We start from the raw sequence: 14393 nt of genomic DNA on the forward strand, positions 1-14393 counted from the left end.
CCCGATACCTGGTTCGAGGTCGACCTGAATCCGGTGACCCGGCGGGCGTCCATCGACGCTCTGGTCCGGGAGCGTACGCGAGGTGTCCCCGAGCTCGCGGCGAACCGTGCGGCGATCTCCCGGCTGCTCCGGCACACCGCCCGTGACGCGGCGGCCGGTGGCGCGCTGTTCTGCGGCGTCATGGCCGAGGCGGTAGAAGGCGCCGGCTTATCCGCCAGCGTGACCGTATCCTTGCTTCCCGCGCCGGATGATGTCCAGGTTGTCGGCATGACCGAGGTGACTCCATCAATGATCATGTCTTCTCTGGCGGAGAAGGCCGCCCGATCACAGGATGACACCTGGACTACGGTGACCCTTGTCGATCTTCCTCGCGTTGGGCAGGGGGCCCGCTCGTACGGGGTGGAGGACATCTCACTGCCTGACCGGGCTGGTTGGATCAGGACGACGATGATGCAGACCTTCGTCCCGGTCCCACGGTCCGACCAGGTGGCCCTGATCTCCTGCTCCAGCCCGAACCTGGTGCTCGTGGACGCATTGCACGATCTGTTCGACGCGGTGACCTCGACTTTCCGGTTCGTCACCGATGGCGGGGAGCTCATGGCTCCGGTGTGACGGTGTGACGGCTGAATGGTACCGCGGTGTGCAAGTGATAATGCTTTCTGTGTTTACGACCTGCGCACGGCACGGATCACGATGCCGATGGTGAGGACGGCGAAGCCGGTCAGGACCGAGGCGGCCGGCAGTACAAGAGCGAGGACCAGGCAGCCGACACCGCCGAACAGCGACAGGGGGCGCAGCCAGCGGTGCTGCGGGCCGTCGAGGGTGAAGGCACTGGCGTTCGCGATCGCGTAGTAGACGAGAACCGCGAAGCTGGAGAAACCGATGGCGCCTCGGACATCCGAGGCGATGACCACCGCGATGACGACCCCGCCCAGCAGCAACTCTGCACGGTGGGGAACCACATACCGTGGGTGTACCGCCGCAAGCCAGCCCGGCAGGTCGCCTTCCCGGGCCATGGCAAGGGCGGTGCGTCCGACCCCGGCGAGCAGCGACAGCAGGACGCCGAGGCTTGCGACCGCTCCGCCCACACGGACGGCGGGAGTCAGGACGCGCAGGCCACCGGCGCTGGTCGCGGCGGCCAACGGGTCCACGGCGCTCGCCAGACGTTCCGGGCCGACCGCCAGCAACGCGGACAGGCCGACAAGCAGGTAGACGGCAATCGTGATCCCGAGCGCGGTCGGGATCGCTTTCAGAATCGTCCGCGCCGGATCACGGATCTCCTCGCCCAGGGTGGCGATCCGGGCATAACCCGCGAACGCGAAGAAGAGCAGGGCCGCGGCCTGGAGTATCCCGCGTACGGCGTCCAGCCCGCTGCCAGACCAGAAGGGGCTCAGCCGCGCTGTTCTGACGGTCCCGCCCGCCAGGCATGCCACCACGACGACAGCGAGCGCGAGCAGGGTGAGTGCGACGAGGGCGCGGGTCAGCCGGGCGGTCTTGCTCACGCCGAAATAATTGACCATGGTGAGTAGGGCTGCGGCGGCGACCGCGACCGGCCGGGGATGCTGCGGCCACGCGTATGCGCCGACGGTCAGGGACATGGCCGCGCAGCTCGCGGTCTTGCCGGCCACAAACCCCCAGCCGGCGATAAAGCCCCAGCTGGCGCCGAGCCGACGCCGTCCGTACACATATGTCCCGCCGGACTCAGGGTAGAGCGCGGCCAACTGCGCGGACGACATGGCATTGCAGTAAGCGATCACAGCTGCGATCGCGAGGCTGACGAGCACACCGGCTCCGGCCACGTGGGCCGCTGGCCCGAACGCGGCGAACACCCCGGCCCCGAGCATTGAGCCGAGCCCGAGGAGCACCGCGTCGGCCAGGCCGATGCGGCGCCGTAGCCGGCTGGTCGAAACGGTCGGCTCACCGGACGGCTCGGTGACACCTGCGTCGGCCTGAGCGGGCCCGACAGCGCACGGCCCGGTCGGATTCCTGGACGGGCCCGCGGCATGGCGGCCCGGCCGGGGAAGCCGCCCGGAAAACCGGTCGGTCGATTTTCCGGATGGTTCCGTGACCGGCTCGGTCGGGGAAACGGGCCGGTCACCAGGTGGCTCCTGGCCGGGATCGGCGTCACGCCCGGGAAGACGGTGGTCGGACACCGCTACTTCATAACACTGTTCGGCCGGACGGTGCGCACACGTTCTGACATCCGTATGTTTTCAGGATGGAGATCGCAAAGGTGGTCATCGGCCGGGGCGGGCTCTGCGCCGGGATGGGTTCGCGCCGAAGGCGGAAGTCATTCGATCGCCATCCAGTGTTTTACGACTGTTTATCATCTGCTCCTTTCCGGTGAACATGTGGAGGGTTGTCGGAAATTTTTCGACCGGAATGAGTGATGGCCTGCAGGGTGATTCACCCTGCGGTGACGGTGCAATTCGTACCGACGTGGGAGGAGGGCCTGGGCAGGTCGCATGGTGGTGTCCTTACTCGTGGTATGCGATCTGAATCGGTGTTGTTTTTCCCCGGTGGACGAACAGGCCACGGCCGGCCGGCGTGCTGCCCCCGGTGTTACGTGACAGCCGGATGCCGAACAGATCGCCATCGCTGGGTGCTCCTGGCGCGAGGATCACTCCGCATCGTGACCGGCGGGCGTCCACCATGAACCCCCGGTACTGACTGGTCAGATCCTCGGTGGTGCCGGCGGCGACGAACGCGCATCCGCTGTCACGCGCGGTCCTGAGGAACTCGGATACGCGATCGGCGACTGGGGCGGTGGCCAGCAGTTCCGCGTCATCCATGATCGTGACTAGGCCGCCGGACGGGCCGGCTGCCGTCAGCGCCGCGTCGATGCCGGCGGCCTGGGCATCCGCGCCCAGCAGGTCGATCACGCCTGACCGGTCCGCGAGTGTGGACAACGGCGAGCGTCGCGGGGCCAGCAGCAGCAGTCGGGCACCGCCCGCCAGCAGCGACTCCGCCATGGTCAGCAGCGTCGAACTGCGGCCCGAGCGCGCGGGCCCGGCGATGACGAAGCCCGGCCCGTCGGCGGCGAGATCGATCTCAACCGGAGCGAGTTCGTCGCCGCCCGCACCGATCAGGGCTACCAGCGGCACCGGCTGCGGGCTCGGCCAACCTGCCGGCACCGACGGCTGCCCTGCCGGCAGCGGGCCCTCGAGCCCGTCCGTGCGGATGCCCGCCGGCTGGCTCGTCTGCGGGCCCAGGCCCGGATCCAGGTGTGATGGCGGGCCCGTCCGTGAGCTGTGCCCCGGGCCTGGGCGCAGTGCCCTGGTCTCGGTGACCGTGATGCGTGCTGGCAGCACATCGATACGGAACGGGCGGCGGTGGTCCTCGCGGGCACCGGTACCTGGCCCGGTCGGTACACCGTCGCGCGCGGCAGCCGCCTCGGCCAGCCGGTGCAGCGCTGCCACCTGTGCCCGGCCGGACGGATCGTCGTCGAGCAGAGCGATCTGGGTCTCGACCGTCCCTTCGAGCTGGAACCCCCGGCCCGGCGGCAGGTTGTCCGGTACGGCCGCGGGCGCAAGACCCACCATCGTGTAGTCGGACCTGTCGGCCATCCGCAGCATGAACCTGTTCTCGATCGCCGCGCTGAACCGTCCGGAGGCGCTGCGCCGGTCACCGGTCATGATGACCCGGACGCCGACGGACGGCCCTTCCCGCAGCACCCGGGCCAGCATGTCCACAAGCGCTCCACCGTCGGCTTCCTCGAAGGAGGCCAGAAAACCTTCGAAGCGGTCGATCAGCAGGAGCAGGTACGGTAGCGGGCGTTCGGGATCGGCTGATCGTTGCTCGGCGAGATCGGCGTATCCATGGACGGCGAAGATCTCCTGGCGTTCGACGATCTCGCGGATGATCCGGGTGAGCAGCCGCTGTACCCGTTCCGGCGCGTCCCGGCTGACCACGGCCCCGGTGTGCGGCAGGTGGACCAGCGGCGCCAGGGCGTTGTTGCCACAGTCCAACGCGTACAGGTGCACATCGTTGGAAGAGATGGACGCGGCTGTCGAGCCGGCGATGGTGCGCAGAACCGTCGACCGTCCGGACCGCGGCGCACCGACGAACAGCAGATGGCTCCCGTTGTCGATGTCGATCGTGTAGGGAAGCTGCGCCTGGATGCCGCAGTGGTCGGCCAGCCCGATCGGGACGGGAGGCAGCATGCCCGGGCCGCCGCTGTGCGGCTGCCGGGAGACGACCTGTGATTCCTCGGACACGGATCCGGACGTGAATCCGGGCATAGATGCGCTTACTGTCCGTAGGGTAAGTCGTTCTGGTAGCGGCGGTAACCAGGGGCTGCGCACTGGTTCGACCCCCAGGATGGCGGCCGCGTCCCGGACAGTCTCGACGAGCGTCCTCAGATCGGTGATCTCGTTGTCGGTGGTCCGTGGCCGAGGGGGAGCCGGCGCGGGCTGCCCCAGCGCGGCCCAGGTCAGCGGGGCGATCCAAGGCGGAGAAAGATCATTAAAGGCGGCACCGGCGGCACCGGTGGGTCGGCGGCCTCCGATCCGTCCGGACTGGAAGGGGACCAGGGAGGCGTGCCCAAGACGGGCGTAAGCCCGTCCGGGGGCCGACGGCGAGATGCGTGCCGCGTCAGGTGCGCCGATAACGTCGGTGCTCTCCGAAGCATCGGTGACACGCAACGCGATCCGCAGGTTCGTGTTCGCGCGGATCTCGGGGGACACCACGCCGCTGGGCCGCTGCGTCGCGAGCAGCAGGTGGATACCCAGCGAACGGCCTCGTTGCGCGATGTTGACCAGACCGGTGACGAAGGCGGGCAGCTCCCGGGCGAGCGAGGCGAACTCGTCGATGACCAGCAGCAGCCGGGGCAGCGGCAGCAGCGGCCCGCCGCTGCGTGTCCGTGCGTCACCAGGTGTCCGTGCGTCACCGGCGGCGGTGGCCAGAAAAATGTACTCTTCGATGTCCTTCGCGCCGACGTCGGCCAGGATGCGCTCACGCCGGCGTAGTTCCGCCGACAACGACTCCAGGGCGCGAGCCACCAGATGCGTGTCGAGGTCGGTCACCATGCCGACGGTGTGCGGGAGCCGGACACAGTCGGCGAAGGCGCTGCCGCCCTTGTAATCGATCAGCACGAACGCCATCGCGTCCGGCCGGTTGGCGACAGCCAGCGACGCCACGATCGACTGCAGTAGCTCGGACTTGCCGGAGCCGGTGGTACCAGCGATCAGCCCGTGCGGGCCGTCGCGGCGCAGGTCCAGCGTGAGCGGGCCGTCGAGGGACAGACCCACGGGGAAGGCTGTGCTGCGGGGGAGGAGCTGCCATCGGGCGGCTACCACCGCCGCGGTCGGAGGTTCCAGGCTGATCACGTCGAGGAGGCGGGCGGAGACCGGGAGCGACCCCTCGTCGTCCCCGCCGACGTCGCGTACCGGCGCCAGTGCGCGGGCAAGACGTTCGCACCAGGCCGCGGCGCCACTGACCGTGAGCGTCAGCTCCGGATCGTCGGAGGCCGCCGTGGCGACGAGATCCGGGCGGACGTCATGGACGACCTCGGTGCGGGTCTCCACGACCCGCAGACCTGTCGGGGTCTCCTCGGCCACGGCCTGGCATTCCTCGGGCAGCAGCCGGATGTCGCGGTCCAGGCAGATCGAACGGATGCCCAGCGCCGGCCCGTCCCGGAGCAGGGAGATCACACCGGGGATGGAGCGTAGCCGGCGGGCGCCGTCCATGATGACCAGCATGTCCGGGCCGTCGGTGAGCGGGTTCGCGCCGCCCGGCCGGGCCCGCGCCTCCGCCCGCGTCCCCAGTTGGCCGAGCAGTTCCCCGACCCGCCGGGCCCGCGAAGCGTCGTCCGTCCCGAGCAGGACGGTGGTGTCCTGGCCTTCGGTCGGACGGCAGTGCGGCAGCCAGCGCACCCAGTTCCACGCCTGCTCGCCGGAGCTGTCCGTGAGCACGCAGATCGCGAGATCGCGTGGGCTGTGCAGGACGGCCGCCTGCGCGACCAGCCAGCAGGCCAGCACCCGTGGGAGGTCGCCGCGGCCGGCGATACCGACAACGCCGCGTTCGGGCAGGGCGATCGTCACCGGGACGTCGGGGGCCGTCCAGGTGATCTCTCGTTTGTGCTCCTGTGCGGCCGGGTCCTCCATGACGACCTCGCTCGGCAGGTCGGCGGTGCCCAGGCGCAGGTGCAGGTAGTCGGGATCGTCCCGGCGGCGTTCCCACAGGCGTCCGCGTGGCCCGATGGCGGTGAGCAGGACGTTCGCCGGGTCCGGGAAGTCGCCGCGGCGGGCGGTGCGTTCGGTGCGGAGCGCCTGCTCGGCATCGTCCTCGACATCCTGACGCCTTTTGTGGTAATCGGTCAGCTGCTTACGGTAGCTACGCCTGCCATGACGGCTCCCCGAGACGTGCATGCCGATCATGCCTAGCGGGCCGACCACAGCCATCAGCAGGAAGTAGTACTGCCGGAAGACAAAGGCCATTGTGACGCCCGCGACCAGCGGAAGCGCCGCCATCAAGATCGGCGTGGGCCGCCGCTCCGGCTCGGAGGGTTCGCCGGGCAGTTTGTACCGTGCCCGCCGGATCGGCGGCAGCAGCCGGGGCGGCCGGTTGAAGTCCAGCCCCGACCCGTCGTCGGACGGTTTGAGCGCGGCGTCCGCCCGGCTTGGGACACCTGCCGCCAGCAGCACGGATCCGACTGTGAGCTGGGTGCTGCCGGCGGGCAGGTCGACCGCGGCGACCAGGGGCTCGCGTTCGACGAGCACGTCGCCGGTGTCTGGCCCGGCGGGAGCGGTGACCGGTGCGATCCGGCAGGCGCCGTCCACCGTCACGGTGATCGTCATGGCTTCGGCGGCGGCGCCCGGGTCGTCCAGGCGCACGGCGCAGGTCTCCGCGGTGCCGACCGTGAACTCGCCGGGGCCGAGCCGGTGGACGACCCCGGCGCCCGGCCCGCTGGTCACCCGGACTTCGACCAGGCCCGGTGGCTCGGGAGGAAGGCAGGCCACAGGCGAGTCGATGCTGATCAGAACACCGTCCCGGATCGGGGAGCCGGCGACGGTGAGCGTCTCGCCGACCGCACGGCCCTCGACGAACAGGCGCGGCCGACCCACGGGGAGAGCCGGTATGCCTGGACGGATGTGCCGTACCAGAGTGTCGGCGATCAGGCCGACGGGCGCGTCCGGATCGGTGTCCAGCAGGATGTCCGCACTGACATCCTGGGCTGGGTCAGCCACGGTGAGTGTCAGGCGCATGTAAGTACGATACGGCGTGATGCCGACAAAACGGGACGTGTCCACCGCGCCCGTGTCGGCCTCGGGAAGGCTCGAAACAAGGACGCCTGTGATCGGGACGCTTGTGATCGGGAAGGCCGCGGCTGGGAAGCGCGCGGCCGAGGGCGGGCCGGGGATCGGCGTCCCCGGCCCGTGGCGACGATGGCGGTCGAGCCTGCCGTGAAAACCCACGTGAGGATTTCCGCGAATCGCGTCGGTGACCCGTGGGGCGGCCACGCACGGTGCTCCATCGCCAGGGCCGTCCCCGGGAGGGGCGGAATGTACGCGACCACCCCTCCCGGGGTGCATATCCCTTTTCCGGGATTTATGTCACCGCCCTTCCGAAAGAGATCTGCGGGCTCGGCTCTCCTCCGCTCGCCCGGCCTCCGCCCGGCCGGCCTCGCGGGCCGCGCCGGTACCGAATCCAACCGGCGGGAAGTGGCCTTCGGAAAAGGCCGGCATATCCCTGCGGAGGCCACGTTTCCGGAATGACATCGCGATTTTTGTCAGACCGGTGGCGAGGGCCGCGAGCCCCACCCACAGGACCAGCAGGGAGATCGAGAACCGCGGATAGCTGACGGCCCAGAAGCCGACGCCGATCTCGAGCGCGCCGATCGCCAGCGGCATCCACCACTGGGCTGTTCCGCGGGTGTCCTCACCGGCCGCGCCGTAATGTTCGGCCCGTCTCGCGACGAAGGAATTGACGATGTCGTAAACACCTTTGATCAGGAAGTACCAGGCCAGGATCCTCGCCGCCACCGGGAAGGTCGGGCGGGACCAGGCCAGCGCGACTATACCGCCGACGACGAAGAGGACGGCGAGCAGGACATGGGACCATCGCCAGTCCCGCGCTGTCGCCGACGCCGCCAGCAATTCGCTGGCGGCACTGAGGAGCAGGACGATTCCCAGAAGTATGGCGACCGAGCGAACCGTGGTCAGACCGAACTGTGGAATTGCCAGCGCAAAAAGGACGAAGGCGATCCCCGCGCCGAGCAGATACCACCATCGAAGCTTCGTGGTACCGCCCTGAGCGTGGCCCGCCGGCGTTGCCGTGGAACGCATGGCAGCTCCTTTCGACTCATCGGGCTCCCGAACATGACCGACTCCCGTGGATACGGGCGCCGGTCGCCGAAGTGCGTGGTCGAGTCGGTGATGCCCCCGCTCGCAGGCTTCACGCCACGCCAGCGCCGTGAATCATGATGCGTACGTCGGCGAACCGGCCGCCGCCGGTCGGCTTCGTGGGTGAATGACCAGATTGACGGCTGCCTGCCGTCCCGCCGGCGGTCGCACGATTTCCAGCATTCATCCGTGGATATCCGGTTCGCCGGTGGTGCCGGTTCCGTGCCCGCGCCGGAGCATTCTGGTCGCTCGGTGTCATCGGCCGCGGGTGTGCCGTGCGTCCACCCGTCGCGGCCGGCCGGGTGGCTGGCGACATGGAGGGCCACGACGCGCTCCCACCGGTTTCGTGTCCGGGGTGCCGATGAAGCTGGTGAGCGACGTCTTGGGCCATGTGCCAGCCGCCTTCGCCAGCGACATGTACGCGGTCGTCACCGAGGAGCGGGCGGAGCGGGCGGTCGTCGTGATCGCGGCGTCCGCGCCGCGCCGAAACAAGATCGCTTCCGTTCGTGTCAGCCCTGTGCCGACCGAGGCCATTCATGGATCTTGAAATGACACCAGGCGTCTCGAACATGTGTTCAAAACGCCTGGTCAGTGGCGGAGGCTCCGGGATTTGAACCCGGGAGGGGGGGTTACCCCCAACCGCATTAGCAGTGCGGCGCCATAGACCGGACTAGGCGAAGCCTCCAACGTGCGTTCTGAGTATAGCCGCCACCTCCGGTGTGGCTTTGCCGCCCTCTCCCACATCCGTGTCCAGCGGACGGCCCGGGGCGAGGCCGGGCCGTCCGGCCTGCCCACAGACGGCCTGCCCACAGACGGCGTGCCCGGGCGGGGCGCTCATCCGAGCGCGGCCAGGACGAGGCTCGCCACCTCCTCCCGCCGCTCCGGCCGCCGCACGGTGCTGCCGTCGGCCTCCCGCACGTAGAAGGCGTTCACGACGTCGAGGCCGATCGTGGCCACGATCGCGGTCCGCACGCCGAGCCCGGCCGCGGAGAGCGCGCGGACCATCCGGAACAGCACACCGGCACGGTCAGGTGCCCGTATCTCGATCACCGTGTCGGATCCGGAGTCGTCAAAGATGATTTTTGGTGGCGCGGGCGGCGGCTGGCGCCGGGTGGCCGCGTACGCCTGTTCCCGGCCGGTGATCCTGGCGTCCAGGTCGACCCGGCCGGCGAGGACCCGCAGCAGGTCACCGCGCAGCTTCCCGGCGTTGGGCTCCCCGTCGTGCGTGGTTGCCACCGCCGCCTGCAACAGCGCCCGGCCGTTCTCGCTGCGGGCGGAGGCGCGGTGCACGTCCAGCCGGTTGACGGCGAGCACTCCCGTGGTGGCGGCCAGCAGCCCTGGACGGTCGGGTGCCACCAGCACGATCTCGAACATCGGGTCGTCCGGCAGCGGGTTGACCGCCACGTGGTAGTCGTCCGGGAGCGTGAGAAGAGCCCGCTGACGGTCGGTGAGGGCGGGCGGGCACGGTGCCCGCTCGCCGCGGTGGACCGCTGTCGCCCGCTCCACCAGGTCGCCGACCAGCCGTGCCTTCCAGGGGCTCCAGGCCGTCGGGCCGGTGGCGAGCGCGTCGGCCTCGGTCAGGGCGTGCAGCAGGCCGAGGACCCGGGGGCTGCCGGCGGCCCGGGCCACCGCCTCGATGGTCGCCGGGTCGTCGATGTCCCGCCGGGTCGCGGCCTCGATGAGCAGGAGGTGCTGGCGCACCATCGTGACGAGCATGTCGGCGTCCGCCGGCGGGAGCCCGAGCCGCGGCGCGAGGTCACGGACGATCTCGACTCCCACGTCGGTGTGGTCGCCGGGCCGGCCCTTGCCGATGTCGTGCAGCAGTGCGCCGAGCAGCAGCAGGTCGGGCCGGTCGACCTTGCGGGTCGACGCCGCCGCGGCGGCGGCCGTCTCCAGCAGGTGCCGGTCGACGGTGAAGCGGTGGTAGGGATTGCGCTGCGGCCTGCTGCGCACCGTCTCCCACTCGGGCAGCAGCCGGACGAGCAGCCCGACCTGGTCGAGCGCCTCCATGGCACCGATCATGGCCGGGCCGGTGGCGAGCAGGGTCACCAGGGCCTGTCGGGCCGCGTCCGGCCACGGTGCCGGCATGGGTGGGGCTTCGCGGGCGAGCCGGGTGAGGGCGTACCGGCCGATGGGGATGCCGGCCCGGGCCGCCGCGGCGGCGGCCCGCAGGACCAGCGCGGGATCGTGGGTGGGATCGGCGTCCCGGGCGAGCTGCACCTCGCCGTCCTGCTCGACCACGTCCTGGTCCAGGGGCCGGCGGACCGGGGGGCCGGGGCGCCGGCGCGCGGACGATCGTAGGCCGGCCGAGACCCGGTACCAGGTGGTGTCCCAGGTCCAGGAGATCGTGCGGCCCGCGTCGGCGGTGGCGTGGGCGAGCGCGAGCTGGTCGGGATAGCCCAGGGCTGCCGCGACGGCGGCCTGGTCCTGCAGCAGCAGCCGGTCCTGCCGGCGGCCGTGCGCGAGCCGGCGGACCTCGCCACGGGCGTCGAGGAGCACCCGGCGCGCTTCGAGCACCCGCGCGGACGGGGTTTCGGCGACCCAGGCGATGGCGAGCGCGGCCAGCGCGTGGACGTCCCGCAGGCCACCGCGGGCCTGTTTCAGGTCCGGTTCGAGCAGGAAGGCGACGTCGCCGTGGCGCCGGGCCCGGTCGGCGACCAGGTCCGCGAGTTCGGGCAGACGCTGGGGGGAGCGAGCGCGCCAACGGGCGCGGACGCGCTCGAGCAGGGACCCGGCGAGGGCGCGGTCACCGGCGACCGGGCGGGCCTCCAGCAGGCCCAGCGCCGCCTTCAGGTCGTTGTCGGCGACCGCGACGGCCTCGTCGACGGTACGGACGCTGTGGTCGAGGCCGATCCCGGCGTCCCAGAGCGGATACCAGAGGGTGTCGGCGATGCCGGTGATGTCGTCCCGGCGGCCGTCGTGCAGCAGGACGAGGTCGAGATCGCTGCCGAGGGCGGGCTCACCCCGCCCGTAGCCACCGACCGCCATCAGGGCGACGCCGGCGCCCGGCTCGCCGAAAAGAGCACACAGGGTGGCTTCGGCGACGTCCATGAGGGCGTGGCGCAGCGCCGGCCCGACGATGCCGCCGAACTCCTCGGACCGGCCCGTAAGAGTCGCCAGCCGGTTCGTCATCGAAGGGCCTGTTCTGGCCGGTGCGGCAGCCAACGGCCCGCACCGGCCAGCACACCGACAAGGTGCACGGTCTACAGCGCGTCCGATCCACGTTCGCCGGTGCGTACCCGTACGACGGTTTCGACCGGGACCACCCAGACCTTGCCGTCACCGATCTTCCCGGTCTGCGCGGACGTGGTGATGGCACTTACCAGTTCGTCGACGGCGTCGTCGTCCACGACGATTTCAATCTTGATTTTCGGGACGAAGTCGACCTTGTATTCGGCTCCCCGATACACTTCGGTGTGGCCTTTCTGTCGACCGAAGCCCTGGACCTCCGAAATGGTCAGGCCGCGCACGCCGAGGTTTTCCAGCGCGGTCTTCACGTCCTCCAGCTTGAACGGCTTGATTACCGCGGTTACGAGTTTCACGCCTTGGCCTCCTCTGCGACCTTGTCGGTGGAAACCGATGCCGGTGCCGATCCGTCACCGAGCGCGGTGAACTCGTAGGCGGTCTCACCGTGCAGGACGATGTCCATTCCTTCGAGTTCCTCGTCCGGCGACAGCCTCATCCGGTAGATCTTGTCGATGACGAAGGCGATGATGAACGTTGCCGCGAACGAGTAGGCGACCACCGCGCCGGCGGCGAGCGCCTGCTTGCCGAGCAGGCTGGCGCCACCGCCGTAGAAGATCCCGTCCGCGCTGTAGCCGGGGGCGACGTCGGCAGTGCCGAAGAACCCGATCAACAGCGCACCCAGCACACCGCCAACCAGGTGGACGGCGCCTACGTCGAGCGCGTCGTCGATGCCGACCTTGCCCTTGATGGCCGTGGCCAGAGCGCAGACCGCACCGGCGATGAGGCCGATGGCGATCGAGCCTGCCGGGGAGACGAAGCCACAGGCCGGGGTGATGGCTACCAGGCCGGCGACGGCGCCGGAGGCGGCACCCAGGGTGGTCGCCTTCCCATCCCGGATCTTCTCTACGAACAACCAGCCGAGCACGGCGGCGGCGGTCGCGGTGTTGGTGTTGACGAATGCGAACCCGGCGCGGGTGTCGGCGGCGAGTTCGGACCCGGCGTTGAAACCGAACCAGCCGAACCACAGCAGGCCGGTTCCCAGAAGTACGAACGGCAGGTTGTGCGGCCGGAAGCTGGTGGCGGGCCAGCCCCTGCGCTTACCCAGGACAAGCGCGACGGCGATGGCCGCGGCTCCGGCGTTCGCGTGGACGACGGTACCGCCGGCGAAGTCCTCGGCGCCCCTCTTGAACAGCCATCCTTCGGGGGAGAACACCCAGTGCGCCACCGGCGAGTAGATGAGAATCGACCATATCGTCACAAAGGCGGCAAAAGCCCCGAATTTCCACCGGTCAGCGGTGGCTCCGGTGATGAGTGCCGGGGTGATGATTGCGAACATGAGCTGGAATGCCACGAACACGATCGGTGGGATCACCTGGGCGAGCGAGTTCGTCTCATAGGGCGGGGCGAACGTCACCTCGGCATACCCGGGAACCGGTTCGCTCATATGGTTGAGCAGTGCGAAGTGAAACCCACCGAAGATCTGGTTGCCGTCGCCGAACGCGATACTGTAACCGATCAGTACCCATAGGACGCTGACGACGGCGATGCAGAAGAAGTTCTGCATGAGCATGCCGAGCACGTTCTTCGCGCGGACCATGCCGCCGTAGAAGAACGCAAGGCCGGGTGTCATCAGCAGTACGAGTGCCGAGGCAGCCAGAATCCAGGCGGTGCTGCCCACACCCGCTGCGCCGGCTATACCGTCTTGGAGTTCCTTAAGCTGGTCTGGGTTCATGTCTCTCCCGTCGGTCGCCCCGCGTGCCCGCGTGGATCATGCTCACCGGTCCGCGGCCCACCCGTCGTCCCGGATCCTTCGGCCGAAGAGTCGATAGGATCTGTTCCGGATCGGTATCTTTCCTGTTTCCGGTATGTGAAATCGCTAAATTGGGCGATTCGTGGCCCGCTTCGATGGGCTCGTGGCGAACATCACATCGCCCTCCGTGACTTCCGGCGCGTTTATGTGATCCTACTTGCTCCGACGGGCTACCGTGATTCTCCGTGTGTGATGGTTTGACTGCGGATTGCTACTGTTGTGGTGGCGCCGGCTGGCGTGGCTCGTTCGTCCGTAGATCGCACGAACGCCGCGCGCGCCAGCGGCCGGGCCGCGTCCCCGGCGCCTCGGGGGAGGCTCCGGCTGTTCCGGAGGCCTCGGAAAGCTGTCGCCGGGTGCCTGAACGGCTACCGGGCGCTCTGGGTCTGGTCGGCGTTCTCGCCGGCGGGATCATACTGCTGCCGGGCGCCGCCACACCGGCCAGAGCCGACGGCATCGACAAGGTCAACAGAGATATCGCGGCCGCTCAGCAACAGCTCGCCGAACTGACGCACTCGACCGAGACGGCGACCGAAGCCTTCAACGCCGGGCGGCTGCGGCTGAGCGCCGCCGAGCAGGCCGTGTCGACGGCCACCGAGAACGTCCGGCATGCGGGGGACGCTGTGCGGGCCGCGGCGGACAGACGCCGCGCGCTGGGAGCCGCCACCTACCGTTCGGGCGGTCTCGAACAGCTCTCGGTGCTGTTCTCCGGCGACCCCGGCACGGCACTCGACCGGGTGGGCGCGATGGACTCGCTCGCCCGCCGCGGCCGGGCCGCCGAGATCGAGCTGCGCTCGGCCCGCCACGACCTGGCCGGCGCGCAGGCCGCCGCGCAGGCGGCTCTTGCCGAGCGGCAACGCGAAACCGCGTCCCTCGAAGAGGGGAAGAAGCGCATCGAGGCGTCGGTGACGGAGCAGCGTGCGTTGCTCGACGGCCTGGTCGCCAGGCACGCCGAGCTTGTCCGCCAGGCGCGTGCCCGCGAGGAGGCGGCCCGCCGGGCGGGCGAGCTGGCAGCCGCCGCGGCCGCGCAGGCGCAGGCCTGTCCCTTATACACATCT

General features: G+C 69.8%; 9 protein-coding genes and 1 tRNA gene. 3 read left to right on the forward strand and 7 right to left on the reverse strand.

What is annotated here, in order from left to right:
- Positions 1-612, forward strand: a 612-nt coding sequence (locus tag NBX02_RS00600; protein ID WP_250289532.1) for a hypothetical protein, incomplete at its 5' end; no start/stop codon positions are given.
- A 53-nt stretch (positions 613-665) separates the two neighbouring features.
- Here the strand turns inward: NBX02_RS00600 and NBX02_RS00605 are convergent.
- The 3 genes from NBX02_RS00605 to NBX02_RS00615 all read right to left on the reverse strand — a co-directional run bounded on the left by NBX02_RS00605 (position 666) and on the right by NBX02_RS00615 (position 8285).
- Complete coding sequence (locus NBX02_RS00605; RefSeq protein WP_445548181.1) at positions 666-1883, reverse strand: APC family permease; 1218 nt, start codon at positions 1881-1883, stop codon at positions 666-668.
- A gap of 594 nt (positions 1884-2477) precedes the next feature.
- Positions 2478-7187 (reverse strand): FtsK/SpoIIIE domain-containing protein, encoded by a 4710-nt coding sequence (locus NBX02_RS00610; RefSeq protein WP_250281233.1) that lies wholly within the window; start codon positions 7185-7187, stop codon positions 2478-2480.
- A 366-nt stretch (positions 7188-7553) separates the two neighbouring features.
- A complete protein-coding gene (locus tag NBX02_RS00615) occupies positions 7554-8285 on the reverse strand; it encodes a DUF308 domain-containing protein (RefSeq protein WP_250281234.1) in 732 nt (243 codons plus the stop codon).
- A 412-nt stretch (positions 8286-8697) separates the two neighbouring features.
- On the opposite strand from NBX02_RS00615, the gene NBX02_RS00620 reads away from it, so the two are divergent.
- Complete coding sequence (locus NBX02_RS00620) at positions 8698-8889, forward strand: hypothetical protein (RefSeq protein ID WP_250281235.1); 192 nt, start codon at positions 8698-8700, stop codon at positions 8887-8889.
- Between the two features lie 45 nt (positions 8890-8934).
- Here NBX02_RS00620 and NBX02_RS00625 read toward each other — a convergent pair.
- The 4 genes from NBX02_RS00625 to NBX02_RS00640 form a co-directional block, all read right to left on the reverse strand.
- A tRNA-Ser gene (locus NBX02_RS00625) sits at positions 8935-9027 on the reverse strand.
- A 149-nt stretch (positions 9028-9176) separates the two neighbouring features.
- Positions 9177-11474 (reverse strand): [protein-PII] uridylyltransferase, encoded by a 2298-nt coding sequence (locus tag NBX02_RS00630; protein WP_250281238.1) that lies wholly within the window; start codon positions 11472-11474, stop codon positions 9177-9179.
- A gap of 71 nt (positions 11475-11545) precedes the next feature.
- Positions 11546-11884, reverse strand: a complete 339-nt coding sequence (locus NBX02_RS00635) for a P-II family nitrogen regulator (protein ID WP_250281239.1) — start codon at positions 11882-11884, stop codon at positions 11546-11548.
- Entirely contained in the window at positions 11881-13260 is a 1380-nt protein-coding gene (locus NBX02_RS00640; protein ID WP_445548179.1) for an ammonium transporter, read from the reverse strand. Before NBX02_RS00640 ends, NBX02_RS00635 begins: the two co-directional genes overlap by 4 nt.
- Before the next feature lie 431 nt (positions 13261-13691).
- Between NBX02_RS00640 and NBX02_RS00645 the strand changes: the two genes are divergently transcribed.
- A partial coding sequence (locus NBX02_RS00645) for a coiled-coil domain-containing protein (protein ID WP_445548180.1) occupies positions 13692-14393 on the forward strand: 702 nt, incomplete at its 3' end.

The sequence above is a fragment of the Protofrankia sp. CiP1_Cm_nod1 genome (genome assembly GCF_920888515.1).
Taxonomy (GTDB): domain Bacteria; phylum Actinomycetota; class Actinomycetes; order Frankiales; family Frankiaceae; genus Protofrankia.